The 26,285-nt window shown below is 69.5% G+C and carries 23 protein-coding genes and 1 pseudogene; 12 read left to right on the plus strand and 12 right to left on the minus strand.

Annotated features, from left to right (window positions below):
- The first annotated feature begins 23 nt into the window (after positions 1-23).
- Positions 24-779 (plus strand): TOBE domain-containing protein, encoded by a 756-nt coding sequence (locus ACPWT1_RS11035; RefSeq protein ID WP_427915407.1) that lies wholly within the window; start codon positions 24-26, stop codon positions 777-779.
- 5 nt (positions 780-784) lie between these two features.
- On the opposite strand, the gene ACPWT1_RS11040 is transcribed toward ACPWT1_RS11035, so the two are convergent.
- Positions 785-1,915 (minus strand): helix-turn-helix domain-containing protein, encoded by a 1,131-nt coding sequence (locus ACPWT1_RS11040; protein ID WP_427915408.1) that lies wholly within the window; start codon positions 1,913-1,915, stop codon positions 785-787.
- A 162-nt stretch (positions 1,916-2,077) separates the two neighbouring features.
- On the opposite strand from ACPWT1_RS11040, the gene ACPWT1_RS11045 reads away from it, so the two are divergent.
- From ACPWT1_RS11045 to ACPWT1_RS11090, 10 genes are all read left to right on the plus strand, one after another.
- The gene (locus tag ACPWT1_RS11045) at positions 2,078-2,548 is read left to right on the plus strand and encodes a (2Fe-2S)-binding protein (RefSeq protein ID WP_427915409.1); all 471 of its coding nucleotides are present in this window, start codon (positions 2,078-2,080) and stop codon (positions 2,546-2,548) included.
- Between the two features lie 10 nt (positions 2,549-2,558).
- Complete coding sequence (locus ACPWT1_RS11050; protein ID WP_427915410.1) at positions 2,559-4,931, plus strand: xanthine dehydrogenase family protein molybdopterin-binding subunit; 2,373 nt, start codon at positions 2,559-2,561, stop codon at positions 4,929-4,931.
- Positions 4,932-4,950: 19 nt separating this feature from the next.
- Positions 4,951-5,742, plus strand: coding sequence for an FAD binding domain-containing protein (locus ACPWT1_RS11055; protein ID WP_427915411.1), 792 nt, complete (start codon positions 4,951-4,953; stop codon positions 5,740-5,742).
- Between the two features lie 61 nt (positions 5,743-5,803).
- Positions 5,804-6,712, plus strand: coding sequence for an AAA family ATPase (locus ACPWT1_RS11060; protein WP_427915412.1), 909 nt, complete (start codon positions 5,804-5,806; stop codon positions 6,710-6,712).
- A gap of 30 nt (positions 6,713-6,742) precedes the next feature.
- Positions 6,743-7,924: a vWA domain-containing protein gene (locus tag ACPWT1_RS11065; protein WP_427915413.1), complete on the plus strand. Its 1,182-nt coding sequence runs from the start codon at positions 6,743-6,745 to the stop codon at positions 7,922-7,924.
- A gap of 15 nt (positions 7,925-7,939) precedes the next feature.
- On the plus strand, positions 7,940-8,632 hold the full coding sequence (locus ACPWT1_RS11070) for a CoxG family protein (RefSeq protein ID WP_427915414.1): 693 nt from the start codon (positions 7,940-7,942) through the stop codon (positions 8,630-8,632).
- Positions 8,629-10,959, plus strand: a complete 2,331-nt coding sequence (locus ACPWT1_RS11075; RefSeq protein ID WP_427915415.1) for a TonB-dependent receptor — start codon at positions 8,629-8,631, stop codon at positions 10,957-10,959. Before ACPWT1_RS11070 ends, ACPWT1_RS11075 begins: the two co-directional genes overlap by 4 nt.
- Entirely contained in the window at positions 10,956-13,094 is a 2,139-nt protein-coding gene (locus tag ACPWT1_RS11080) for a TonB-dependent receptor family protein (protein ID WP_427915416.1), read from the plus strand. Before ACPWT1_RS11075 ends, ACPWT1_RS11080 begins: the two co-directional genes overlap by 4 nt.
- Positions 13,095-13,119: 25 nt before the next feature.
- Positions 13,120-14,184: an XdhC family protein gene (locus tag ACPWT1_RS11085; RefSeq protein WP_427915417.1), complete on the plus strand. Its 1,065-nt coding sequence runs from the start codon at positions 13,120-13,122 to the stop codon at positions 14,182-14,184.
- Positions 14,185-14,267: 83 nt separating this feature from the next.
- Positions 14,268-14,504 (plus strand): hypothetical protein, encoded by a 237-nt coding sequence (locus tag ACPWT1_RS11090; RefSeq protein ID WP_427915418.1) that lies wholly within the window; start codon positions 14,268-14,270, stop codon positions 14,502-14,504.
- 72 nt (positions 14,505-14,576) lie between these two features.
- Here ACPWT1_RS11090 and ACPWT1_RS11095 read toward each other — a convergent pair.
- The 3 genes and pseudogenes from ACPWT1_RS11095 to ACPWT1_RS11105 form a co-directional block, all read right to left on the minus strand.
- Positions 14,577-15,544, minus strand: a pseudogene (locus ACPWT1_RS11095) (TRAP transporter substrate-binding protein).
- Between the two features lie 106 nt (positions 15,545-15,650).
- Positions 15,651-16,946, minus strand: coding sequence for a TRAP transporter large permease (locus ACPWT1_RS11100; protein ID WP_427915419.1), 1,296 nt, complete (start codon positions 16,944-16,946; stop codon positions 15,651-15,653).
- Positions 16,939-17,448 (minus strand): TRAP transporter small permease, encoded by a 510-nt coding sequence (locus ACPWT1_RS11105; RefSeq protein WP_427915420.1) that lies wholly within the window; start codon positions 17,446-17,448, stop codon positions 16,939-16,941. The genes ACPWT1_RS11100 and ACPWT1_RS11105 overlap by 8 nt, the downstream gene beginning before the upstream one ends.
- A 90-nt stretch (positions 17,449-17,538) precedes the next feature.
- Between ACPWT1_RS11105 and ACPWT1_RS11110 the strand changes: the two genes are divergently transcribed.
- Complete coding sequence (locus tag ACPWT1_RS11110; protein ID WP_427915421.1) at positions 17,539-18,090, plus strand: DinB family protein; 552 nt, start codon at positions 17,539-17,541, stop codon at positions 18,088-18,090.
- A gap of 50 nt (positions 18,091-18,140) precedes the next feature.
- Here ACPWT1_RS11110 and ACPWT1_RS11115 read toward each other — a convergent pair whose 3' ends face one another.
- The 8 genes from ACPWT1_RS11115 to ACPWT1_RS11150 form a co-directional block, all read right to left on the minus strand.
- Complete coding sequence (locus ACPWT1_RS11115; protein ID WP_427915422.1) at positions 18,141-18,647, minus strand: ComEA family DNA-binding protein; 507 nt, start codon at positions 18,645-18,647, stop codon at positions 18,141-18,143.
- 74 nt (positions 18,648-18,721) lie between these two features.
- Entirely contained in the window at positions 18,722-19,717 is a 996-nt protein-coding gene (gene rfaD / locus ACPWT1_RS11120; protein ID WP_427915423.1) for an ADP-glyceromanno-heptose 6-epimerase, read from the minus strand.
- The gene (rfaE1, locus tag ACPWT1_RS11125) at positions 19,714-20,646 is read right to left on the minus strand and encodes a D-glycero-beta-D-manno-heptose-7-phosphate kinase (RefSeq protein WP_427915424.1); all 933 of its coding nucleotides are present in this window, start codon (positions 20,644-20,646) and stop codon (positions 19,714-19,716) included. Before rfaE1 ends, rfaD begins: the two co-directional genes overlap by 4 nt.
- Positions 20,646-21,776, minus strand: coding sequence for a lipopolysaccharide assembly protein LapB (gene lapB / locus ACPWT1_RS11130; RefSeq protein ID WP_427915425.1), 1,131 nt, complete (start codon positions 21,774-21,776; stop codon positions 20,646-20,648). Before lapB ends, rfaE1 begins: the two co-directional genes overlap by 1 nt.
- Positions 21,766-22,032: a LapA family protein gene (locus tag ACPWT1_RS11135; protein ID WP_427915426.1), complete on the minus strand. Its 267-nt coding sequence runs from the start codon at positions 22,030-22,032 to the stop codon at positions 21,766-21,768. Before ACPWT1_RS11135 ends, lapB begins: the two co-directional genes overlap by 11 nt.
- 41 nt (positions 22,033-22,073) lie before the next feature.
- Entirely contained in the window at positions 22,074-22,391 is a 318-nt protein-coding gene (locus tag ACPWT1_RS11140) for an integration host factor subunit beta (RefSeq protein WP_427915427.1), read from the minus strand.
- A gap of 30 nt (positions 22,392-22,421) precedes the next feature.
- Positions 22,422-24,098, minus strand: a complete 1,677-nt coding sequence (rpsA, locus tag ACPWT1_RS11145; protein ID WP_427915428.1) for a 30S ribosomal protein S1 — start codon at positions 24,096-24,098, stop codon at positions 22,422-22,424.
- A 184-nt stretch (positions 24,099-24,282) separates the two neighbouring features.
- Entirely contained in the window at positions 24,283-26,283 is a 2,001-nt protein-coding gene (locus ACPWT1_RS11150; protein WP_427915429.1) for a bifunctional 3-phosphoshikimate 1-carboxyvinyltransferase/cytidylate kinase, read from the minus strand.
- Positions 26,284-26,285: the final 2 nt, after the last annotated feature.

Consider the following 26,285-nt stretch of genomic DNA (forward strand, 5'->3'; position numbering starts at 1 on the left):
AGGCGTTCGGCACAATCCAGGCCATGCCGCGACGACCGCACCTTGCCGGAGCCCTGGGCAACGCCGCCGGCGACAAGCGCCTGGACCTGCTGCGGCGGGTGGATGCGTGCGGCTCGATCTCGCAGGCCGCGCGCGACGCGGCGGTGAGCTACAAGGCCGCGTGGCAGGCGATCGACATGCTGTCCAACCTGGCCGGCGTGCCGGTGGTGGAGAAGGCCGTCGGCGGCGCGGGCGGTGGCGGCGCGCGTCTCACCGCCGCCGGCAAGCAACTGCTGCAGGCCGGCGCGGCCATGGCGCGGTCGCGCGAGCAGGTGCTGGCGCGGCTCGCGGCCCGGCCGCAGTCGGGCGCATTGGCAGCGCTGGGCCTGCGCACCAGCATGCGCAACCAGGTGCCGTGCAGCGTCGCCGAAGTGCAGGTGCATGGGCCGCTGGTGCGCGTGGATCTGGTGCTGCCGGACGGCGGGCGGCTCGCCTCGCGCATCACGGCCGAGAGCGCCGAACTGCTGGGGCTTGTGCCGGGGCTGGAAGTGCTGGCGCTGTGCAAGGCGACCGCGGTCCGCGTCGAGCGCGTGCAAGGGGCGGCATCCCGGGCCGGCACCAACCAGCTCGACGGCCGTGCGAGCCGGATCTCCCGCGGCGACGCCGGCGACGAGGTCGCCGCGCAGGTCGGGACTCTCGGACTGGTGGGATTCGCCGCGCCACGCAGCCGACTGCGCGTCGGCAGCCGGGTGTCCTTGCAGTTGGACGAAGCCGCGGTGGTGATCGCGCTGCCGGGGTAGGCGGCTCAGGCGCTGGGCGGCCGCTTGCCCAGCTTTCGGTACACCGTGGCCCGGCTGATGCCCAGCATCTTCGCGGCCGCCATCACGTTGCCGCGGCACTCGCGCACGGCGTCGTGGATCAGCCCGGCTTCCACGTCCTTGAGCGGCATGCGTGCATCGGGCGCCGCGGGACGCGCCGCGAGGGCCCGGCCCGCAGCCTGCGCCAGCACCTGCAGCGTGAGGCCGGACCACAGCGGCACCTCCGACGCCTCGTCCTTGCGCGCGACGTCGAACAGGCTCTCCCACGCCGACGCGAACAGCTCGCTCGCATGCACCGGGCCGTGCGCGGACGCCAGGTGCCCGAGCATCTCGCGCGCTGCCGGGTTGGCGCTGACGACCCATCCATCGGCGTCGAGGCACAGCAGGCCTTCGTGCCCGGTGCCGAAGTCGCGGCCTGGCCAGTTCAGGCGCAGCAGCAGCTGGTGCGGCTGGGCCAGCGCGAGCGCGTCCTCGATGCTGCGTGCCGACTGCACGACCATGTGCTTCAGCTCGGGCCGCTCGGCGGCGTCGATGCCGGTGAGATCCAGCATGCCCACCGGCTTGCCGTCGGGCCCGACGAGGGGCGCGCCCGCGCAGCTGTAGCAGCTGGTGTCGTCGAAGAAGTGCTCGCCGCGGTGCAGCCACACCGGTTGCAGTTCGGCCAGCGCGGCGCCGATGGCGGTGGTGCCCACCGCGCGCTCCGAGAGATCGACGCCGACGCGCGTGATGAGCGTGGCGCGGCGGTCGCTGCGATCGATGACGCCGTCGACCCCGACGACGGTGCCCTGCGCATCCGTGAGAACGGCGAAGTAGCGGCTGCCGGCGATGGCGCGGACCAGGCGCGACATCACGGGGCGCGCAGCCAGCAGCAGGGCCTGGCTGGATTCCTCCGCGCGCCGCACCGCCTGCGGCGGCAGCACGTTGAACTGCACGTGCTGGTCGGGCCGATGGCCCAGCGCGAGGCAGCGGCGCCAGGAGCGTTCGATCCAGCTGCGGTCGATCCAGCTGCGGTCGGACCAGCCGTCCACCAGCACATCCGTTGCGGACCGGTTGTCCTGCATCACGGCGCGCCGTGCGCTGGCGATCTGCTGCAACCGCGCTTCGTTGTTCTCCGGCATGAACGTGTCTCCTCGTTCTGGCTGCCGGCGCATCGTGGCCGGGCGGCTGTTCCATTTTGAGAATTTCACAGTACCCCACTTCGCGACTCAGGGTTTCCCTTAGATGAGGGCTCCGCACCCGGGCCGAACATGGCCCGCACCCCGAAGCGAAGGAGACTCCCCATGCAGGTCCAACTCAAGGTGAACGGCCGGTCCGAGCGCATCGACGTGCCGGCCAACACGCTGCTCGTCACCGCGATCCGCGAGCACCTGCGCCTGACGGGCACCCACGTGGGCTGCGACACCGCACAGTGCGGCGCGTGCACCGTGCTCGTCAACGGCCGCGCCGTGAAGTCGTGCAACACGCTGGCCGCGCAGCACGAGGGCGCCGAGATCACCACCATCGAGGGCATCGCGCAGGCCGACGGCACCATGCACCCGATGCAGGCCGCCTTCAAGGACTGCCACGGCCTGCAGTGCGGCTTCTGCACGCCGGGCATGGTGCTCAGCGCCATCGACCTCTGCCGGCAGCACCCCAACGCCAGCGAGGCGGAGATCCGCGAACAGCTCGACGGCAACATCTGCCGCTGCACCGGCTACCAGAACATCGTCAAGGCCGTGAAGCAGGGCGCGGCCGCATCGGCCACCGCCTGAGGAGAACGCCATGGGTGCATCCGATTTCTCCAAGCTGCCGCACATCGGCGAGTCGCTGCGGCGTCGCGAGGACATGCGGTTCCTCACCGGCGCCGGCCAGTACACCGACGACATCCAGCTGGCCAACCAGCGCGCCGCGGTGTTCGTCCGCTCGCCGCATGCGCATGCGCGCATCGTCTCCATCGACACCAGCCGTGCGGAGGGCATGCCCGGCGTGCGGCGCGTGTTCACCGGCAAGGACATGGAGGGCAAGGTCAATGGCCTGCCCTGCGGCTGGCTCATCACCGGGACCGACGGCACGCCGATGAAGGAGCCGCCGCATCCCGTGCTGGCGCTGGGCAAGGTGCGCTACGTGGGCGACCAGGTGGCGATGGTGATCGCCGACACCGCGCAGCAGGCGCGCGACGCGGCCGAAGCCGTGGATGTCGAGTACGAGCCGCTCGCGGCCGTGGTCGACGTGCGCGATGCGAGCAAGGGCACGGCACTGCACGACGCGGCACCCGACAACCACTGCTACAAGTGGGCCATCGGCGACAAGGGCCAGGTCGATGCGGTGTTCGCCAAGGCGGCGCACGTCACCAGGATCGACCTGACCAACAACCGCCTGGTTCCCAACGCGATCGAGCCGCGCTCGGCCATCGGCGCCTACAACCGCGCCACCGACGACTACACGCTGTACGTGGCCAACCAGAACCCGCACGTCGAGCGCCTGCTGATGACGGCGTTCGTGCTCGGCCTGCCCGAGCACAAGGTGCGCGTGATCGCGCCCGACGTGGGCGGTGGCTTCGGCTCCAAGATCTTCCTGTACGCCGAGGACGTCGCGGTCACCTGGGCGGCGAAGCAGCTCAACTGCGCGGTGAAGTGGACCGCCGATCGCAGCGAGGCCTTCCTCACCGACGCGCACGGTCGCGACCACGTCACCCATGCCGAGATGGCCATGGACAAGGACGGCAAGTTCATGGCGCTGCGCGTGCATACCGACGCCAACCTGGGCGCGTACCTGTCGACCTTCTCGACGGCGATCCCCACCATCCTCTATGCCACGCTGCTCGCGGGCCAGTACACGACGCCGCAGATCTACATCGAGGTCGATGCCTGGTTCACCAACACCGCGCCGGTGGACGCCTACCGCGGCGCCGGCCGGCCTGAGGCCACCTACCTGCTCGAGCGCCTGGTCAGCCGCTGCGGCTGGGAGATGAACCTGGCGCAGGACGAGATCCGGCGGCGCAACTTCGTCACCAGCTTCCCGTACCAGACACCGGTCGCCTTGCAGTACGACATCGGCGACTACGTGGCGTGCATGGACCAGGCGCAGAAGCTGGCCGAGGTCGACGGCTTCGGGGCCCGCAAGCAGGCCAGCGAGGCCAAGGGGCTCAAGCGCGGCATCGGCTACAGCAGCTACATCGAGGCGTGCGGGCTGGCGCCATCGAACATCGCCGGTGCGCTCGGTGCGCGCGCCGGCCTGTTCGAATGCGGCGAAGTGCGCGTGCATCCCACCGGCAGCGTGACGGTGTTCACCGGCTCGCACAGCCATGGCCAGGGCCACGAGACCACGTTCGCGCAGGTCGTGGCGGCAAGGCTGGGCATCCCGGTGGAGAACGTCGACGTGGTGCACGGCGACACGGGCCGCGTGCCCTTCGGCATGGGGACCTACGGCTCGCGCTCCCTCAGCGTGGGCGGCACGGCGATCATGAAGGCGCTGGACAAGATCGAGGCCAAGGCCAAGAAGATTGCCGCCCACCTGATGGAGGCGAGCGATGCCGACATCGAGTTCTCCGGCGGCGAGTTCAAGGTCAAGGGCACCGACAAGAAGATCCCGTTCGGCCAGGTGGCGCTGACGGCGTACGTGCCGCACAACTATCCGCTGGACAAGCTGGAGCCGGGCTTGAACGAGACGGCGTTCTACGACCCGACCAACTTCACCTTCCCGGCCGGCACCTACATCTGCGAGGTCGAGGTCGACCCGCAGACCGGCGTCACGCGCATCGATCGCTTCACCGCCGTGGACGACTTCGGCACCATTGTCAACCCGATGATCGTCGAAGGCCAGGTGCACGGCGGCATCGCGCAGGGCATCGGCCAGGCCATGATGGAGAACTGCGTCTACGACCGCGAGACGGGGCAGCTGCTCACCGGCAGCCTGATGGACTATGCGCTGCCGCGCGCCGTGGACATCCCCAACTTCACGCTGGGCCACGTGTGCACGCCCTGCACGCACAACCCGCTGGGATCGAAGGGATGCGGCGAGGCGGGCGCCATCGGATCGCCGCCGGCCGTGATCAATGCCGTGCTCGACGCCCTGCGCGACATGGGCGTGAAGGACCTCGACATGCCGGCCACCCCGGCGCGCGTGTGGGAAGCCATCCACGCGGCGGCGCACTGAACGACGCAAGGAGACGAGCATGTACGCATTCACCTTCGAACGTCCCACCAGCCTGGCCGATGCGAGCAGGCTGGCCGCGGGCGGCGGCAAGCTGCTGGCCGGCGGACAGACGCTGCTGGCCTCGATGAAGCTGCGCCTGGCCAATCCCGAGCAGCTGGTCGACATCACGGCCGTGCGTGAACTGGCGGGCATCCGCCGCGAAGGCCAGAGCCTGGTGATCGGGGCGATGACGCGTCACGCCGATGTCGCGGTCAGTGGCGATGTGCGGGCCGCGATTCCCGCGTTGGCCGACCTGGCCGCCAACATCGGCGACCGGCAGGTGCGTGCGCTGGGCACCATCGGCGGCTCGGTGGCCAACAACGATCCGTCCGCCTGCTATCCGAGCGCGGTGCTGGCACTCAACGCGACGGTGAACACGCCCACGCGCAAGATCGCGGCCGATGATTTCTTCCCCGCGATGTTCACGACGGCGCTGGAGGAGGGCGAGCTCATCACGAGCATCGCGTTCCCGATTCCCAGGCGCGCCGCGTACATCAAGTTCAAGCAGCAGGCCTCGCGGTTCGCGCTGATCGGCATCTTCGTCGCGCAGTTCGACAGCGGCGTGCGGGTGGCGGTCACGGGCGGCGGCAACGGCGTGTTCCGCCACAAGGGACTGGAAGAAGCGCTCACGCGCAGCTTCACGCCCGAATCGGCAGCGGGCGTGCAGGTCTCCACGGACAACCTGTCGAGCGACCTGCATGCGTCGGCCGAGTACCGCGCCAACCTGATCGGCGTGCTCACGCAACGCGCCGTCGCGAAGGCCCTGGGCTGACGCGCGCAACCGCCGCGGCCGGCCACACCGGCTGCGGTTCTTCGGGTCCAATGGACATCCCGTGCTGTCCTCCATCGATGCGCTCATCCAGTCCCTGCAGCAGGCCGGCTACTTCGCCGACCGGCGCCTGGCCACGGCCGCCTTCCTCGCGCTGAAGCTGCAGCGCCCGCTGCTGCTCGAGGGCGAGCCCGGCGTCGGCAAGACCGAACTGGCCAAGGCCCTTGCGACGGCGCTCGGCCGCGAGTTGCTGCGGCTGCAGTGCTACGACGGCCTGGAGCAGCGCGAAGCACTCTACGAATGGAACTACGCGGCGCAGCTGCTGCACCTGCGCGCCGCCGAGGGCAGCGGCAAGGCGATGGAGGCCGAGCGCGAGGTGTACCAGGAGCGCTTCCTGATCCGCCGGCCGCTGCTGCAGGCGCTGCAGGCCCCTGCGCCCGGCGCGGTGCTGCTGGTCGACGAGCTCGATCGCGCCGACGAACCGTTCGAGGCCTTCCTGCTGGAGTACCTGGGCGAGTACCAGGTCAGCATCCCCGAGCTGGGCACCATCCGCGCGACGGCGCCGCCGGTGACCATCCTCACCAGCAACCGCACGCGCGACCTACACGACGCGCTCAAGCGCCGCTGCCTGTACCACTGGCTCGACTACCCGGATCGCGAGCGGGAACTCGCCATCGTGCAGTCGCGTGTCCCCAAGGCCGGCGAACAGCTCGCGCAGCAGGTCGCGTCCTTCGTGGGCCGGTTGCGGAGCCAGCCGTTCGCCAATGCGTTCCAGCGCGCGCCCGGCATCGCCGAGAGCGTCGAATGGGCCAAGGCGCTGGTGGCGCTGGACACGCTGGTGCTGGATCCCGAGGTCGTGACCGACACGGCGGGCATCCTGTTCAAGCAGCGCGAGGACGTGGCGGCATTGACCCGCGACCTCGCCGACCAGCTGCTGCAACCGCAGGACGGCGGCCCGGACATCCGGCCATGAGCCGCGCTTGCCCACGGTGCGAGGCCTGAGATGCAACTGGGCGACGCGCGCACCGGCAAGCTGGCCGCCAACATCGCCGGCTTCGGCCGCGCGTTGCGCCGCGCCGGCGTGCAGGTGGACAGCGCGCGCATCGCGCTGGGCATCGAGGCCGCGGGCCTGGTCGGCGTGGAACGGCGCGACGACCTGGGCGCCGCGCTGGAAGCGGTGATGGTCGGGCGCGAGCAGGACCGGCTGGTGTTCCGCGAACTGTTCGACGCCTTCTTCCGCGACCCCGGCATGGCGCAGAAGCTCCTGGCGCAGATGCTGCCGCGCGGCGAGGGCAAGGCCGAGCCGGTCAAGCGCCGCCCGCGCGTGCAGGAGGCGCTGGCGCCGCGCAAGCCCAATGCGCCCGAGACGCTGCGGCCCGACAAGGAGATGCGCTTCGATGCCGTGATGACCGCCAGCGACCTGCAGCGCCTGCGGCATGCGGACTTCAATGCGCTCAGCGCGCAGGAGTACCGCCTGGTCGAGCAGCTCGCGCGCGACGTCGCGCTGCCCGTACCCACCGTCGCGGCGCGCCGCACCAGCGCCGGCCTGCGGGGCACGCGGCCGCACTGGGCACGCGCGATGCGTGATGCGGCGCGCACCGGGGGCGAACTGCTGCGGGTGCCGCGGCGCATGCGTCGCCGCCAGCCGCTGCCGCTGCTCGTGCTGGTGGACGTATCCGGTTCCATGGAGCGCTATGCGCGCCTGCTGCTCGCGTTCCTGCATGCGGCCACACGCCACGGTCGCGGCCGCTGCGACGTGTTCGCCTTCGGCACCCATCTCACGGACCTGAGCGGCGCCTTCCGCATGGCCGACACCGACGAGATGCTGCAGGCGGCCAGCCACCTGATCGACGACTTCGCCGGCGGCACGCGCCTGGGCGACTCGCTGGCCATGCTGCGCGCCGCGCATGCACGCCGGCTGGTCGGGCGGCGCACGCTGGTGCTGCTGATCACCGACGGCCTGGACACCGGTGAGCCGAAGGACCTGGAACGCGAGCTCGGCTGGCTGCGCCGCCATTCGCGCCGCGTGCTGTGGCTCAACCCGCTGCTGCGATTTGCCGGGTACGAGCCCGTGGCGCGCGGCGCGCAGGTGCTGCACCGGCAGGTGCACGGCATGCTGGCCGTGCACAACATCGAGACCCTGGACCAGCTCGCCGCCAGCATCGCGGCGGTGATGGACCGCTGAACCGAGGAGAAGACCATGGACATGCAGGGAAGCCGCACGCTGGCCGCGAGCCGTGAGCAGGCCTGGGAGGCGCTGAACGATCCGGAGGTGCTCAAGGCCTGCATCCCGGGCTGCGACAAGGTCGAGGCCACCGGCGAGAACCAGTACACCATCGGCATGGGCGTGAAGGTCGGCCCGGTGTCGGCGCGCTTCGCTGGCAAGATCATCCTCGAGGACGTGCAGCCGCCTTCCAGCTACACGCTGCGCTTCGAGGGGCAGGGCGGTGCCGCCGGTTTCGGCAAGGGCACCGCGAAGGTGCGGCTGGAGCCGCGCGATCCGGGCTGCGAGCTGCAGTACACGGTGAACGCGCAGGTCGGCGGCCGCATCGCGCAGGTCGGGCAGCGCCTCATCGACGGCGTGGCGAAGTCGATGGCGGAGGAGTTCTTCAAGCGCTTCGATGCCGAGATGCAGAAGCGGCATCCCGCGGCGGCTGCTGGCGCAACGGGTGTGTCGAGTGCGTCGACTGCGTCGACGGCATCGGGGTCCACTGCATCAGCCTCTGCACGTGCTGCAGGCGAGCCGGACCCGACGATGGTCTCGGCTTCCGCGCAGCCCGATCCCGGCGTGGTCGCAGGTCCCGCCACCGCGACCCACTCCGGCGTGCCGCCGTGGATGTGGATCGTGGGCGCGGTGATCGTGGCCGCGGTTGCCTGGTGGCTCCTGCGTTGACGGCTGGCGGATTCCGCTGGATCACGCTCGGCGCCGCGGCATTCGTGGCCCTGGCTGCACGCGCGCAGAGCGCGACGCCCGACGACGATCGCGTGCATGCGCTGCCGCAGGTCGACGTGATCCACCGGACGCCGCTGCCGGGGCTCGACGTGCCGACGTCGCTCTATCCCGGCCACGCCCAGCAGGCCACCGACGGCGCCATCGAGCGGGCCGGTGCAGGCACGCTGCCCGAGTTCATGAACCGGCGGCTGCTCGGCGTCAACGTCAACGAAGTGCAGGGCAGCCCCTACCAGGTCGACGTGAACTACCGGGGCCAGCGCCTCTCGCCGCTGCTCGGCACGGCGCAGGGCCTGTCGCTCTGGCTGGATGGCGTGCGCATCAACCAGCCGTTCGGCGACGTCGCGCAATGGGACCTGCTGCCGGAGGGCGCGATCGCGGGCCTCGCCCTCGTGCCCGGCTCCAATCCGCTGTACGGCCTGAACACGCTCGGCGGCGCGCTGGTCCTCACGACCAAGTCGGGCCTCACGCATGCCGGGACCGAGGCGGACTTCTCGGTGGGCAGCGCGGGCCGGCGGCGCATCGAGGTCGGCCATGGACAGCAGTGGGACGGCGGCTGGCACGCTTACGTGGCCGCCAGCGCGTTCGAGGAACGCGGCTGGCGCGATCGCTCGCCGGGTCGGCTGGGCAACGTGTTCATCAAGGCGGGACGCCAGCAGGGGCAGGACGGCTGGACCGTGTCGCTGCTCGATGCGGGCAGCCGCCTCACCGGCAACGGCCTCCTGAATGAGAGCCTCTCGGCGATCGACCAGCGCGCCGTGTACACGACGCCGGACATCACGCGCAACCACGAGACGCTGCTCACGGTGCAGGACACCCGCGTGGTCGCGGGCGGCAGTCGCCTGACGCTGCAGGGCTGGCATCGCCGCGGCCGCCGCGATGCCAGCACCGGCGACATCGCCGAGGACTGGCGCGAATGGCTGGGCAGTTGCGTCGGCAATGCCATGACGCCGCCGTGCAGCGATCCCACCGACCCGGGCTACGTGAGCCAGTCGGCGGTGTTCAACCGCAGCCGGTCGCGCCAGCAGGAAACGGGTGCGGCGTTGCAGTGGAGCCGTCGCGTCGGCACGCACGACGTCGCGGTCGGTGCGGATGCGGCGGCCGCGCGGGTGTCGCACGACCAGTTCTCGCGGCCGGCAGCCTTCGATGCGATGCGAGAGGCCATCGCCGATCTCGGAGCCGGCGAGACCCATGACGTCTCGCTGCAAGGCCGCACCCGGCGTGTCGGCCTGTTCGCAGCCGACACCGTGGCGCTGCGCGAAGGGACGCACCTGAGCCTCTCCGCGCGCTGGGACGGCACGCAGGTGCGCAACGACCTGGGCCAGCCGGCGCCGCTCACGCGCGAGACGTTCCGCTACGGCAAGCTCAATCCCGCGCTCGGCCTCACGCAGGTGCTGGGCGAAAGCGTCACGCTGTTCGGCAGCGCGTCGCAGGGCACGCGCGTGCCGACCGCGCTGGAACTGGGCTGCGCCGATGCGGCCCATCCCTGCGTGCTGCCCACCGGTCTGCAATCCGATCCCGCCCTGAAGCAGGTGGTCGCTCGCACACTGGAGGCGGGCGCCCGTGTGCGCCTCGGCAGCCTGCAATGGTCCGGCGCGGTGTTCCGCACGTCCAGCCAGGACGACATCGTCTTCGTCCGCTCGGGCGTGTCGCAGGCGGGCTACTTCACCAACGTCGATCGCACGCAGCGCCAGGGCGTGGAGCTCGCGGCGCAGCAGCATCGCGGCGCCTGGGACTGGCAGGCCGGCTACACCTTCCTGGACGCCACGTACCGCAGCGGCCTCGTGCTGCCCGGTCCGCTCAGCACGGGTGCGCAGCCGAACCAGGTGACGCGGGGCAGCCCGATCGCGGGCTTGCCGCGCCACGTACTCAAGCTCGCGGCCGACTGGCGCTTTGCGCCGCGTTGGACCATCGGTGCCGATTGGCAGGCCGCCGCCTCGCAGGCCGTCGCCGGCAACGAGGGCGGCAGCCGGCCCGGGCTGGGACACCTGCCGGGCTTCGCCGTGCTGCACGCGCGCGTGCGCTGGCAGTTCAGCGAGCGCTGGCAGGCCTACCTGCGCGTGCACAACGTGTTCGACCGCCGCTATGCCACCTTCGCCGCCGGCAACGTCGACCTGTTCCCGGTCCGGTCGTGCGCTGCGGCCCGGCGAGGAGCCGCTGGCCGCGCGGTTCATTGCACCCGCGGCGCCACGCCTGTTGCTGGCGGGCCTGCGCTACGAATGGGATCGGTGACACTGATGACAGTTCACATCAGCAGGAGGGGACCATGAAGAGAAGCTTGATCGCAGTGGCCGCCGCGGCCGCCTGTGCGCCGGTGCTGGCGCAGCAACCGACGGCCGCCGAACAGACGCTGCCACCTGTCGTGGTGACGTCGCCGATGCCCGGTGTGGCGCAGAAGGCGTTCGACACGCCGGTGTCGGTCGACGTCATCGGCGGCGAGCAGCTGCGCGACGGCCAGCTCGGCGTGAACCTGTCGGAGTCGCTGGTGCGTGCCCCGGGCCTCACCGCGCTCAATCGGCAGAACTACGCGCAGGACATCCAGATCTCCTCGCGCGGCTACGGCGCGCGGTCCACCTTCGGCGTGCGCGGCCTGCGCCTGTACACCGACGGCATTCCGGCCACCGCGCCCGACGGGCAGGGCCAAGTGTCGCACTTCGACCTGAATTCGGCCGAGCGCATCGAAGTGCTGCGCGGGCCGTTCTCCGCGCTGTACGGCAATGCCTCGGGGGGCGTGATCAGCCTGTTCACCGCCGACGGCGGGCCGAAGACCGTCGCCGAGTTTTCCACTGCGTTCGGCAGCTACGGCACGCAGCGGCATGCGGTGCGGCTGTCGGGACAGGAAGGCAAGGTGCAGTACAACATCAGCGTCACGCACTTCGACACGGACGGCTATCGCGGGCACAGCGCCGCTACGCGCGATGGCCTCAACGCCAAGCTGAAATACAACGCGAGCGACGACACCAAGGTGACGGTCGTCCTCAACAGCGTGCGCCTGCCCGATGCGCAGGATCCGCTGGGCCTGACGCGTGCAGAGTTCAACGCCGATCCCCGGCAGGCCAGCCCCGCGGCGCTGCAGTTCAACACGCGCAAGTCGGTCGACCAGACCCAGGGCGGCGTCGTTCTCGACCACCGCCTCGATGCGGTGAACTCGTTCAAGGTCACGGGCTGGACCGGCAAGCGCGAGACGGTGCAGTTCCAGGCGATCCCGGTCACCCCGACGCAGACCCCGATCACGCATCCCGGCGGCGTCATCGGCCTGGAGCGCCGCTACGAGGGCCTCGATGCGCAGTGGACCGCCCGCACGAAGCTGCTCGGCCATCCGCTGAGCGTCACGGCGGGTGCGACCACCGAGCGCATGGACGAACACCGGCAAGGCTGGCAGAACTTCATCGGCACGGGCCCGTCGCAGGTCCTGGGCGTCGAGGGCGCCCTGCGCCGCGACGAGGACAACCGCCTGCGCACCCTCGACGAATACCTGCAGGCCGTGTGGTCGCTGGACCGGTTCAGCCTCACCGCCGGCCTGCGGCACTCCGACGTGCGCTTCGATTCGCAGGACCACTTCATCGTCGGTGCCAACGGCAACGACAGCGGGTCGACGCAGTACCGGGCGACGACGCCCGTGCTCGGCGTGGTGTTCCATGCGACGGACACGCTGAACCTGTATGCGTCGGCAGGCCGTGGGTTCGAGACGCCCACCTTCAACGAGCTGTCGTACCGCCTGAGCGGTCCGGGCCTGAACTTCGGGCTGCGCCCGGCCACCAGCCGGCAGTGGGAGCTGGGCGCCAAGGCCGAGCTGGCTCAGCACTGGCGCGGGACCCTGGCCTTCTTCGAAGCGCGCACCTCCGACGAACTCGTCGTGCTGAGCAACACGGGTGGACGCAGCACGTTCCAGAATGCCGGCACCACGCTGCGCCGCGGCGTCGAGGCGGCGCTCAACGGCAGCTGGGGCCAGGGCTGGTCGGCGCAGGTCGCGGCGACCGTGCTGGACGCCACCTACCGCAATGCGTTCCTCACGTGCGGTGCGCCACCCTGCGGCACGCCGACGGTGACCGTGGACGCAGGCAATCGCATCCCCGGCATCCCGAAGACGATGCTGTTCGCCGAACTCGCGTGGCAGCACCGTCCCAGCGGCCTGGGCCTCGCGGCCGAGATGCGGCACACCGGCAGGATCATGGTCGACGACCGCAATACCGACGCCGCCGCTGCGGCCACCGTGTTCGCCCTGCGCGCCAGCCTGCAGCAGGCGGTGGGCCGCTGGACGCTGCGGGAATTCGTGCGCGTCGACAATGTGGCGGACCGGCGCTATGCCGGTTCGGTCATCGTCAACGAAGGCAACGGCCGCTTCTTCGAGACCGCCCCGGGCCGCAACTGGCTGGGCGGCGTGACGGCGGCCTACACCTTCTGACACAACCACGGCAGGGGAAGGCGCGATGGAAAACCTCGACGTGATGGTGCTGCGGACCCTGCGCGACTGGCGCCAGGCGGGCAAGCGCGCGCTGCTGGCCACCGTCGTGCGCACCTGGGGATCATCGCCGCGGCCGGTCGGCTCGATCATGGCGCTGGCCGAGGACGGTGCCGTGGTGGGCTCCGTCTCCGGCGGCTGCATCGAGGACGACCTCATCTTCCGCTACACGCAGGCATACGCGGACAAGGGCGAGGCCAGGAGCATGCCTTCGGGGCCTCCGTCGCTGGCGAAGTACGGCGTCACGGCCGACGAGGCGCATCGCTTCGGCCTGCCTTGCGGCGGCACGCTGGAACTGCTGCTGGAACACGACCCCGATGCGGCCAGCCTGGCCGACCTGGTGTCGCGGCTGGAAGCCGGCGTGCTGGTGCGTCGCAGCGTGCGGCTGGCCGATGGCGCCGTCACGCTCGAGGCGGCCGACGCGCCGTCGGAACTGCTGATCGACGAGGGCCGCATGACCAACACGTTCGGCCCCGAGTACCGCATGCTGCTGATCGGCGCAGGGCAGCTCACCGAGTACCTCGCCACCATGGCCCTCTTCAGCGGGTTCGCGGTGACCGTGTGCGATCCGCGCGAGGAGTACCGCGGTGCCTTCAACGTGCCCGGTGCCACGCTGGTGAGCGACATGCCCGACGACGTGGTGCTGGCCTTCAACCCGGACCGGCGCAGCTGCGTGGTGGCACTGACGCACGACCCCAAGCTCGACGACCTGGCGCTGCTGGAGGCGCTGCAGACCGAGGCGTTCTATGTCGGTGCGATCGGCAGCCGCCGCAACAACGACGCGCGCCGCCAGCGGTTGATCGAGCACTTCGGCCAGACCGAGGCATCGCTGGCGCGGTTGCGCGGCCCGATCGGCATCTACGTGGGCAGCAAGACGCCGCCGGAGATCGCGGTGAGCGTCATGGCCGAGATCCTGGCGGTGAAGAACGGCGTCACGCTGCCGCGCGACATGGACGTGGCCGCGGCCAAGAACCAGCGCGGTGTGAAGGAGAACGATCCCGGCACGCTTGTGTGCGCCGTGCGCGAAAGCTGAGCAGGCGCTGCGGCGGGTCGGCGCCGATTGACTTGCGCGGCGGGCGGCGCAAGCTTCGCCGCTCCACTACCAAGGAGACTTCCATGCGCAAGCTCGTCCTGGTCCTCGGCCTCTGCCTCAGCGGCGCCGCGTGGGCCCACAACTGCCCGAACGAGATGAAGGCCATCGACGCCAAGCTGGCCACCCATCCCGCGCTCTCGAAGGAGACGGCGGACAAGGTGGCGAAGCTGCGCGCCGAAGGCGAGGCCCAGCACAAGGCCGGCAAGCACGACGAGTCGATGGCCTCGCTCGGCGAAGCCAAGAAGCTGCTGGGCATCTGAGCCCGAGCCTGCTCGCGCCATGAAAAAAGCGCCGCAAAGGCGGCGCTTTCATTCACCGGGACGCCAGGCGCGTCACATCTTCCGGTACGCGTCGACCAGCTGCTGCCCTTCGGGACGGCCTTGTCGAGCCAGTCCTTCAGCATCGTGTCGCCGACCTTCTTCATGTCGGCCTTCAGCTGCGGCGGCGGCGTGAGGATCTGCATGCCGTTGGCCTTGAGCTTCTCCAGCGTGCCGGTGTTGGCCTTCCTGCTCGCGGCCCAGCCGCGCGACTCGGCCTCGGCGCCGGCCTTGAGCAGCGCCTCCTGCGTCGGCTTGTCGAGCGCGGCGAAGGCCGCCTTGTTGACGATCACCGCGTTCTTCGGCAGCCAGGCCTGGGTGTCGTAGAAGTTCTTGATGTACTCGTAGGTCTTGGTGTCGAAGCCGGTGGAGCCCGACGACATGTACGAGTCGATGACGCCGGTGGCCATCGCCTGCGACAGTTCGGCCTGCTGCACGGTGACGGGCTGCGCGCCCACCAGTTCCGCGATGCGCGCGGTGGCCGGGCTGTAGGCGCGCCACTTCAGGCCCTTCATGTCGGCGGCCGAATTGAGCGTGCGCTTGGTGAAGATGCCCTGCGGCGGCCAGGCCACCGAGTACAGCAGCATCATTCCCTGCTCGCCGAGCTTCTTGTCGAGGAACGGCTTCTGGGCCCTGTACAGCTTCATCGCGGCGTCGTAGCTGTCGGCGAGGAACGGCACGCCGTCGGCCCCAAACAGCTGCCATTCGTTCTGGTAGTTCACCAGCAGGATCTCGCCGATCTGGGCCTGGCCGCCCTGCACCGCGCGCTTGATCTCCGGCGCCTTGAAGAGGGCCGCGTTCGCATGCACGGTGATCTTGAGCTTGCCACCCGTGGCCTTGTCGACGTCCTTGGCGAACTGCTCGAGGTTCTCGGTGTGGAAATTGGAGGCGGGATAGCCGGAAGGCAGGTCCCACTTGGTCTGGGACATGGCACTGGCGGAAAGCGCCACGAGGGCGGCGCCGAAGGCGTGTTTGAGGTTCATGGGGCTCCGGATGGAAGGCGTGCTGGCCGGGGGCAGGATACGTGCAAAAGCCGGGCCAGCCGATGCGGTGTAACCCGCAGCGGCCTGCGGTGGCCGGTCCCGGAGGTCACATGTGCGAAGGAAGCCAGGTGGCGATCTGCGGCACCCACCACAGGAGCAGCACCATCGCGCACATCAGGAAGAAGAACGGCATGGTCACGCGCGCGATCCAGGTGATCTCCTTGCCGGTCATGCCTTGCAGCACGAACAGGTTGAAGCCCACCGGCGGCGTGATCTGCGCCATCTCGACGACGATGACGATGAAGATGCCGAACCACACCAGGTCGATGCCGGCCGCCTGCACCGTGGGCAGGATCACGCCCATGGTGAGCACCACCATCGAGATGCCGTCCAGGAAGCAGCCGAGGATGATGTAGAAGACCGAGAGCGCGATCACCAGCATGAACGGCGACAGTCCGAGCGAGCTGACGAATTCGGCCAGGTGGCGCGGCAGGCCGATGTAGCCCATGGCCAGCGTGAGGAAGGCGGCGCCCGCGAGGATCAGCGCGATCATGCAGTACAGGCGCGTGGCCCCGAGCAGCGACTCACGGAACGTGGTCCAGGACAGCGAGCGCTGCGCGGCCGACAGCAGCAGCGAGCCGACCACGCCGACCGCGGCCGCTTCCGTGGCGGTCGCGACACCGCTGTAGATCGAGCCGAGCACCGCGCCGATCAGCAGCACGACCGGGATCAGGTGCCGCGATTCGTGCAGCTTGCGCAGGAAAGGCTGCGGCGCATCCGGTTCCGGCACGCGGTGCCGGTTCATCGCCGACCACACGCCGAGATACCCCGAGAACATCCCGGCGAGCAGGATGCCGGGGACGATGCCCGCCACGAACAGGTGCGCGATGGAGACGTCCGCCGAGACGCCGTAGACGATCATGATGATCGACGGCGGGATCAGCAGGCCCAGCGTGCCCGCGCCCGCGAGCGAGCCGATGGTGATGTCCTCGGGATAGCCGCGCCGTCCCAGTTCGGGCAGCGTCATCTTGCCGATGGTGGCGCACGTCGCGGCGGAGGATCCCGAGACGGCCGCGAAGATCGTGCAGCCGATGACGTTGGTATGCAGCAGCCGTCCCGGCAGGCGCCCCACCCACGGCGCGAGGCCGCGGAACATGCTTTCGCTGAGCTTGGTGCGGAACAGGATTTCGCCCATCCAGATGAAGAGGGGCAGGGCGGTGAGGGTCCAGCTGGACGCCGAGCCCCACACGGTGACCGCCATCGCGTCGCCCGCGGGTCGCGACGAGAACAGCTCCATGCCGATCCACGCCACGCCGGCGAGCGTGAGGCCGATCCAGACGCCGCTGCCCAGCAGCGCGAACAGGCAGACGATCAGCAGGGTGGTGGTGACGACGTCATTCATTGTGCAGGGCCTCCGCCGACTCGATCACCTGGCGCCGGCCACGCAGCTCCAGCACCCATTCGTCGAGGAACGCAACGAGCAGCACCAGCGTGCCGACCGCCATCGAGACCTGCGGGATCCACAGCGGCGTGGCGTCGTTGCTGGTGGAGATGTCGTGGATGGACCAGGACACCCAGGCGAGCCGCACCGAGTAGAACGCGAACAGGCCGGCGAGCAGCACCGCAGCCGTCAGCGCCCACATCTCCAGCCCGTGGCGCGCGCGGCCCACGAACCGTCCGAGAATGAGCGTGACCCGGATGTGCTCGTTGCGCTTGAGGGTGTGGGCCAGTGCGAGGAACCCGGAAGCGGCCATCGCGTAGCCGGCATAGGCGTCGGTGCCCGGCACGTTGAAGCTCAACTGGCGGCCGGCGATCGACAGCAGCACCATCACCAGCACGCCAATCATCGACAGCGCCGCCAGCCAGGCACTCGCGTCGTACAGGAAGTCCAGGAAGCGTCGCATCACCCTTGTCCACTCCTCCAGCCGCGCGGCGCGCGGTCGCGCGATTCTCGCTCAGCATGGTGTCGGCGAGGGCTAGGGACAATGCGCGGCATGCCGACCGACATGCACGAAGCGTTCCTGGCCAACTACCGCTGGCTCGCCCGGTACAACCGCTGGTTCAACGAGCGGCTGTACGACGCGTGCGAAGCGCTCCCGGACGAGGAGCGCCGGCGCGATCGCGGTGCGTTCTTCGGCTCGGTCCACGGCACGCTGAATCACCTGGTCTGGGGCGACAAGCTGTGGCTTGCACGCTTCGCGGCGCAGGGGACAACTTTCGCCTCGTTGCCTTCGGGACTGCTCGCCGTGCCGCCGGGCGCAGTGCATGCGACGGTGCTGCACGACGAGTGGTCGGCGTTGCGCTCGGATCGCTCGTCGCTCGATGTGGCCATCGAGGCCTGGACCCTGGAGATGCCGACGGACTGGCCGCTGCGCACCATGCGCTATGCGAACACGAAGGGCGTCGCGCGCGAGCACCCGATGTGGCAGGCGCTGACGCACTTCTTCAACCACCAGGCCCACCACCGTGGGCAGGTGACCACGCTGCTCGCGCAGGCGGGCATCGACCCGGGTCTCACGGACGCCATCGCGCTGGCTGGCCGCTGAAAGCAGGAGACCCGCCGAAGCGGGTCTCCTGGGATACCGGGGTTGGCGGCTTACTTCTTGGCGTTGGCCTTGTCGGCCTTGGCGTCGGCAGCGGCTTCGGCCTTGGCTTCCTTGGCGTCGATCTTGGCCTTCTCGGCCTTGGCACCGGCCTTTGCCGATTCCTTGTCGGCCTTCGCTTCGGCCTTCATGGCCTTGGCGTCCGCCTTGGCTTCGGTCTTGGCGGCCTTGGATTCAGCCTTCGTGTCGGCCTTGGCGTTCTTGTCGTCGGCCTTGGTCGCAGCGGTGGTGTGGGTGTACGGCTTGCCGCCCACGGTGAGGCCGGCATCGGACAGGTTGGTGGCGCGCTTCTCGCCCACGCCCTTCACGCGGGCGATGAAGTCATCCCAGCTCTTGAAGTCGCCCTTCTTGCGCTCGGTGACGATCTGCTTGCTGGTGCCGGGGCCGATGCCCTTCACGCTGTCGAGCTCGGCCTCCGAGGCCTTGTTGGCGTCGACCGCGGCCATGGCCACTGCGGCGGACATCAGGAAGGCCAGGATGGCCAGGATCTTCTTGAACATGCGCGTCTCCTTGACGGGGATGGAGACTCCCTAACGGCCCGTCGGAGCGCGCCGTTGACGGTGCAGTGGTTTCCCTAGCCCTGGCTGCTGAGCCAGGCCATGTACTTCGCGACCCCGGCCTGCACATCCGCGAACACGTGGTTGCAACCGGTGCGGCGCAGGGCCGTGAGGTCGGCCAGCGTGTGGCACTGGTACTTGCCGCGCAGCGCATCCGGGAACGGGATGTACTGCAGCAGGCCCGCCGCCGACGCGGACGCGGCGGTGTGCGTCTTGCCCGTCAATGCCGAGATGACGCTGGTGGCGACGTCGTTGAAGGGCTGTGCGCGCCCGCTGCCGAGGTTGAACAGGCCGCGCTTGTCGGGATGGTCGAAGAACCACAGGTTCACGGCCACCACATCGTCGACGAACACGAAGTCGCGCTCCTGCTGGCCGGGGCCGTAGCCGCCGTACTCGCCGAAGAGCTTGACCTTGCCTTCGGCACGGAACTGGTTGAACTGGTGGAACGCGACGCTGGCCATGCGGCCCTTGTGCTGCTCGCGCGGGCCGTAGACGTTGAAGTAGCGGAAGCCCACGACCTGGTGCGATGCACCGGCAAAGTCGTTGCCGATTTCGCGGCGCAGGCGCTGGTCGAAGAGCAGCTTGGACCAGCCGTAGACGTTCAGCGGCTTCTCGAACTCGGGCGACTCGATGAAGCTGGCCGAGCCGCCGTAGGTCGCGGCCGAGGAGGCGTACAGCAGGCGCGCGCCGCGCTCCTGGCAGGCGCGGAACAGGCCGCAGGACAACGTGTAGTTGTTGTCCATCATGTACTTGCCGTCGGTCTCCATCGTGTCGCTGCAGGCGCCCTCGTGGAACACCGCGTCGACCTGGCCGAAGTGGCCGTCGGCGAAGGCGTCGTAGAACAGGTCGGCGTCGACGTAGTCGGCGATGCGCAGGTCCGCGAGGTTCCTGAACTTGTCGCCCTGCGTGAGGTCGTCGACGCAGATGATGTCGTCGATGCCCCGGGCGTTGAGGCCCTTGACGATGTTGGATCCGATGAAGCCCGCGGCCCCGGTGACGACGACTCGCGTCATGCGAACAACTCCTCGTACGAAACGGTGGCGGTGCCAAACTTGCCCACCACGATGCCGCCGGCACGGTTGGCGATGGGCACGCCTTCGCGCAGCGGCAGGCCGGCGGCGGCCATCGCGGCCAGCGTGGCGATGACGGTGTCGCCGGCGCCGGTGACGTCGAAGACCTCGCGCGCCTGCGCGCTCACGTGCAGCTGGCCGTTCTGGTCGAACAGCGTCATGCCTTCCTCGCTGCGCGTGACCAGGATCGCCTGCAGGCCCAGCTGCTCGCGCAGGTTCTGCGCCTTCGTGCGAAGCTCGTCCTCGCCGCTCCAGCGGCCCACCACGTCCTGCAGCTCGGCGCGGTTGGGCGTGATCACGCTGGCACCGCGATAGCGGGTGTAGTCGGAGCCCTTGGGATCGACAAGCACGACCTTCCCGGCCGCGCGGGCGCTGGCGATCATGGCCGGGATGTGGGCGAGGCCGCCCTTGCCGTAGTCGGAGAACAGCACCGCGCCCTGCGAAGGCGCGAGCTGCGCGAAGGCTTCGCTCTGGGCCGCGAGCACCTCGTGGTCGGGCTCGTTCTCGAAGTCCATGCGCAGCAGTTGCTGCTGCCGGCCGATGACACGCAGCTTCACCGTGGTCTTCAGGCCAGGGTCGCGCTTCAGGTGCGTGGCGATGCCGGTCTGGCGCAGCAGCGACTCGAGCTTGTGGCCGGCCTCGTCGTCGCCGACGACGCCGAGGAAGGTCGCCTGTGCGCCGAGCGTGGCGACGTTGTAGGCCACGTTGGCGGCGGCGCCGATGCGCTCCTCCTCGCGGCTGACCTTCACGACGGGCACCGGCGCCTCGGGCGAGATGCGTTCGACGGCGCCGTGCCAGTAGCGGTCGAGCATCGCGTCGCCCACCACGAGCACGCGGGCGCGGGCGAGCTGGTCCTTGGTTGGATGGTTCATCAGAGTTCTTCGACCCGCCGGGGCGGGTAGCTGTCCCAGGTCTGGCAGCCGGGACATTGCCAGAAATGCAGTTTGGACTCGAAGCCGCAGGCCGCGCAGCGGTAGCGCAGCAGCGGACGCGTGGCCTGCTCCAGGGCGCGCTGCACGGGCGGATGCCGATCCTCATGCTCGAATTTCTCGCCGGCGAGCCAGCGCGTGGCCGCCACGAGCGAGGACTCGCGTTCGACGTGGCGCACGTACGAGGCGCGGGCCTCTTCGGGCGTCTGCAGGCTCGCGATGGCGTCCAGCACGTCGAGCGAGGGCGACTGGTCGTAGTTGGCCTGCAGCACGGCCAGCGCCTCGGCCTGGCGGCCGCAAGCGAGGGCGTCCTGGGCGAGGGGACGTGCGAGCAGGGGGATCGCGGACGGCGTGCTGCCGGCCAGCTTCACCAGCATGTCCATGGCCTGGCCCGCATCACCGGCCTTGCGCTTCAGTGCGGCCATTTCCATCGGCGGCCGCGGTGCATCCGGCGCGGTCTGCGCCGCTTCGCGCAGCAGGCGGTCGGCTTCGTCGCCGCTGGCCAGCGCGGCCATCTCGCAGAGGAAGTGCGATCGCCGCGTGCTGAAGTTGCCCTGGCCCGAGGCGTCGAGCTTGCGCGAGACCTCCGTGGCCTGCACCCAGTCGCGCGAGCGTTCGTAGATGGCCAGCAGCGCCAGCAGCGCTTGGCCTTCGTAGGCGGTGCCTTCCAGCTTGCGCAGCGCTTCCTCGGCGCGGTCCAGCAGGCCGGCCTTGAGGAAGTCGAGCGCGAGCGCGTGCTGGGCACGGTGCCGCTCGGCGCGGCTCAGATCGCCGCGGGAGAGCAGGTGCTCGTGCACGCGCACCGCGCGTTCGTACTCGCCGCGGCGGCGGAACAGGTTGCCCAGCGCGAAGTGCAGCTCGGACGTGTCGGGGTCGCCGCGCACGGCCTCGATGAAGGCGTCGATGGCCTGGTCCTGCTGCTCGTTGAGCAGGAAGTTCAGGCCGCGGAAATAGGCCTTGGGCGCCTGGCGGTTCTCGATGCGCAGCTGACGCAGGTCCAGGCGCGACGCGACCCAGCCGAGCACGAAAGCGATCGGCAGGCCCCAGAGGAGCCAGCTGAGGTCAAAGTCCATGCGTATCCGGCCCCGGCGTCTCGGTGAGCGGCGCATGGCGCGCCGCGGCCGCGCGATGCCGCCACCAGCGCGGCACCATGCCCAGCGCCCCGACGGCGAGGCCGACCGCGAACGTGGCCAGGACCACCAGGACCAGCGGACCGGTCCAGGACGTGCCGAAGAAGAAGTGCACCGTGACCGGCTGCTGGTTGTTCAGCGCGAAGGCGAACAGGGTAAAAAAAATGGCTGCCTTGAGCAGCCACATGACGTATTTCATTGCGCTCCTCGGTCCCGGCGCAATTCTAAAGTCGGCATGGCTCAGCCACGTTCCATCTCGGCCGTGCGCTGGTCCACCGCCTCGCGCAGGGCCTTGCCCGGCTTGAAGTGGGGGACGCGCTTTTCGGGGATCTGCACGCTCTCGCCGGACCGCGGGTTGCGGCCCAGGCGCGGCGGGCGCCGGTTGATGGAGAAGCTGCCGAAGCCGCGGATCTCGATGCGGTGGCCGCGCACCAGGGCCTCGCCCATCGCGTCGAGGATGGCCTTGACGGCGTACTCGGCATCGCGGTGGGTGAGCTGGCTGAAGCGGGCCGCCAGTTCTTCGACGAGGTCGCTGCGGGTCATAGCGGACGAAGACACGGCGGACCAAGGCCAGCCGTGTCCTTCGGCTTACTTCTCCAGCTTCGCCTTCAGCAGCGCGCCCAGGTTGGTCGTGCCGGCGTTCTCGCGGCTGGACTGCTGGGACAGGTTGGCCATCGCGCCCTGCTCGTCGGCCATGTCCTTGGCCTTGATCGAGAGCTGGATGTTGCGGGTCTTGCGATCGATGTTGACCACCATCACGTTGACCTCGTCGCCTTCCTTGAGCACGTTGCGCGCATCCTCCACGCGGTCGCGGCTGATCTCGGAGGCACGCAGGTAGCCCATGATCTCGTTGCCCAGGTCGATCTCGGCGCCCTTCGGGTCGACGGTCTTGACCTTGCCGCTGACCACGGAGCCCTTGTCGTGCACCGAGGTGAACGTGGCGAACGGGTCGCCATCCAGCTGCTTGATGCCCAGGCTGATGCGCTCGCGGTCGACGTCGACGGCCAGCACGATCGCCTCGACTTCCTGGCCCTTCTTGTAGTTGCGCACGGCGGTCTCGCCGGGCTCGTTCCAGGACAGGTCGGACAGGTGCACCAGGCCGTCGATGCCGGCAGCCAGGCCGACGAACACGCCGAAGTCGGTGATCGACTTGATGGGGCCCTTGACGCGGTCGCCACGCTTGGTGTTCTGCGCGAACTCCTGCCACGGGTTGGCCTTGCACTGCTTCATGCCCAGGCTGATGCGGCGCTTGTCCTCGTCGATCTCCAGGACCATGACTTCCACCTCGTCGCCCAGCGAGACGATCTTGGAGGGAGCCACGTTCTTGTTGGTCCAGTCCATCTCGGACACGTGCACCAGGCCTTCGATGCCGGGCTCGAGTTCCACGAACGCGCCGTAGTCGGCGATGTTGGTGACCTTGCCGAACATGCGGGTGCCCTGCGGATAGCGGCGCGAAACGCCCATCCACGGGTCGTCGCCCATCTGCTTGAGGCCCAGGGACACGCGGTTCTTCTCGGTGTCGAACTTGAGGATCTTGGCCGTGATCTCCTGGCCGGCCTGCACCACCTCGGACGGGTGGCGCACGCGGCGCCAGGCCATGTCGGTGATGTGCAGCAGGCCGTCGATGCCGCCGAGGTCGACGAACGCGCCGTACTCGGTGATGTTCTTGACGACGCCGCGGACGACGGAGCCTTCCTTCAGGGTCTCCATCAGCTTGGCGCGCTCTTCGCCCATCGAGGCCTCGACCACCGCACGGCGGCTGAGCACCACGTTGTTGCGCTTGCGGTCGAGCTTGATGACCTTGAATTCCAGGGTCTTGTTCTCGTACGGCGTGAGGTCCTTGATCGGACGCGTGTCGATCAGCGAACCGGGCAGGAAGGCGCGGATGCCGTTGACCAGCACGGTGAGACCGCCCTTGACCTTGCCGCTGGTGGTGCCGGTGACGAACTCGCCCGACTCGAGCGCCTTCTCCAGGGCCATCCAGGACGCGAGGCGCTTGGCCTTGTCGCGCGACAGGATGGTGTCGCCGTACCCGTTCTCGATGGCGTCGATGGCCACGGAGACGAAGTCGCCGACCTGGACTTCGACTTCGCCCTTGTCGTTCTTGAATTCGTCGATCGGCACGTACGCCTCGGACTTCAGTCCGGCGTTGACGACGACGAAGTTGTGCTCGATGCGGACCACCTCGGCGGTGATCACCTCGCCGGCGCGCATTTCCGAGCGGGTCAGCGATTCCTCAAACAGGGCGGCAAAAGATTCAGACATTCAGGTTCCTTGCACGTCGCTCAGGTTTCCAGCGGCACCATTGCCGCTGTTTCTATGGCTGGGACGGCTGCTTCGTTGCGGCTTGCGCCGCGGTTCGTTGACGATCCGCATGGCCAGTGCGCTTGCTGCGCGAGGGGGGCCATGCGGGCCTGTGCGGCGCGTCCGCTGCGTTGGCGCAGCTTCCTCAACCGCCAGCCGGGCGGACGGATCCGAACGGCTGCTTCTCCTCCCACCAGGCCAGGACACGTGCCACCGAGTCTTCGACCGATAGCTCCGAGTTGTCCAGCAGGAGGGCATCCTGCGCCGGCTTCAGCGGTGCGACGGCGCGATTCGAATCGCGGGCGTCGCGCGCTTCCAAGTCGGCGCGAAGAACATCGATTGTAACGGGAATCCCCTTTGCGATCAATTGGTTATGCCGCCTCTCGGCCCTGCGCGCGGCGCTGGCGGTGAGGAACACCTTGAGGGGCGCGCCGGGGAAGATCACCGTGCCCATGTCGCGGCCATCGGCCACCAGGCCAGGCAGGCGCCGGAAGCCCTGCTGCAGGTCGACCAGCGCGGTGCGCACGACCGGGAGGGCCGACACGCGCGAGGCGTTCATGCCGGCGCGCTCGGTGCGGATGGCATCGGTGACGTCGTCGCCATCCAGCAGCACGCGGCCGCCGATGAAGCGGATCTGCAGTCCGTGCGCGAGCTTTGCGATCGTGTGCTCGTGCGCCTCGTCCAGCGCCAGACCGGCACGGGTGGCGGCCAGCGCGGTGATGCGGTACAGCGCGCCCGAGTCGAGGTAGTGGTAGCCCAGCCTGTGGGCGGTCTCGGCGGCCAGCGTGCCCTTGCCCGACGCCGTGGGACCGTCCACGCAGATGACGGGGATGCGCGGGGCCGGCACCTGCGAGGCGCCGAACAGCGTCTCGAAGAAGTCGGGGAAGGTCTTGGCCACGCACTTGGGGTCCTCGATGCGCACCGGCACGCCCTGCGGATTGAAGGCCGCCAGCGCGAAGCACATCGCGATGCGGTGGTCGTCGTAGGTGTGGATGCTCGCGGCGGTCCACGCCGTGGGTGGCGTGACGCGCAGGAAGTCGACGCCTTCGTCGACCTGTGCGCCCAGCTTGCGCAGCTCGGTGGCCATCGCGGCCAGGCGGTCCGTTTCCTTCACGCGCCAGCTGGCGATGTTGCGCAGCGTGGTGGGACCGTCCGCGTAGAGCGCCATCACGGCGAGCGTCATCGCCGCGTCGGGGATGTGGTTGCAGTCCAGGTCGACGGCACGCAAGGGCCAGGCCCCGCGCTTGACCAGCACCCAGTTCGGGCCGCTGCTGATGTCGGCGCCCATCTGCCGGGCGGCGTCGAGGAAGCGGATGTCGCCCTGGATCGAGTGCTCGCCGACGCCCTGGATGCGGACCCCGGGCCCCTGCGCGATCGCGCCCAGCGCCACGAAGTAGCTGGCGGAGGACGCGTCCGCTTCGACGTGCACGTCGCCGGGCGAGCGATAGCGGCTGCCGGCGGGAATGGTGAAGCGCTGCCAGCCGTCGCGCCGCACCTGCACGCCGAAGCGGGCGAGGAGGTTGAGCGTGATGTCCACATACGGCCTGGAGATCAGTTCTCCCGCCACCTCGATGGCGACGTCCTGCGTGGCCACCAGCGGCAGCGCGAGCAGCAGGGCGGTGAGGAACTGGCTGGAGACGTCGCCCCGCACGGTGATGGGCTGTGCGGCGGACACAGTGGCAGGCCCGATGCGAAGCGGCGGAAAGCCGGGCTGGCCGAGGTAGTCGACATGGCAGCCGAGCTGGCGCAGCGCGTCGACGAGATCGCCGATGGGTCGCTCGTGCATGCGCGGAACGCCGCTCAGTTCAAAGTCGCCGCCGAGGACGGCGAGGGCCGCGGTGAGCGGGCGCATTGCGGTGCCTGCGTTGCCGAGGAACAGGCGCGCCTGGCGGACGGGACCGCGGCTTCCGAATCCGGTGATCTCGACGGCCTTGCCGACCGGCCGCACGCCGCACCCGAGCGCGCGCAGGGCGTCGAGCATCACGCGCGTGTCGTCCGAGTCCAGCAGGTCGTGCACGAGCGTCGGCCCGTCGCACAGGGCCGCCAGCAGCAGCACGCGGTTGGAGATGCTCTTGGAGCCGGGCAGCGTGACTTCACCGCCGGCCGCCTCGAGCGCGGGAATGTCGAGGAAGGCGGTGTCGTACATCG

The organism is Ramlibacter sp. MMS24-I3-19, assembly GCF_050320135.1.
In the GTDB taxonomy this organism is placed as follows: domain Bacteria; phylum Pseudomonadota; class Gammaproteobacteria; order Burkholderiales; family Burkholderiaceae_C; genus Ramlibacter.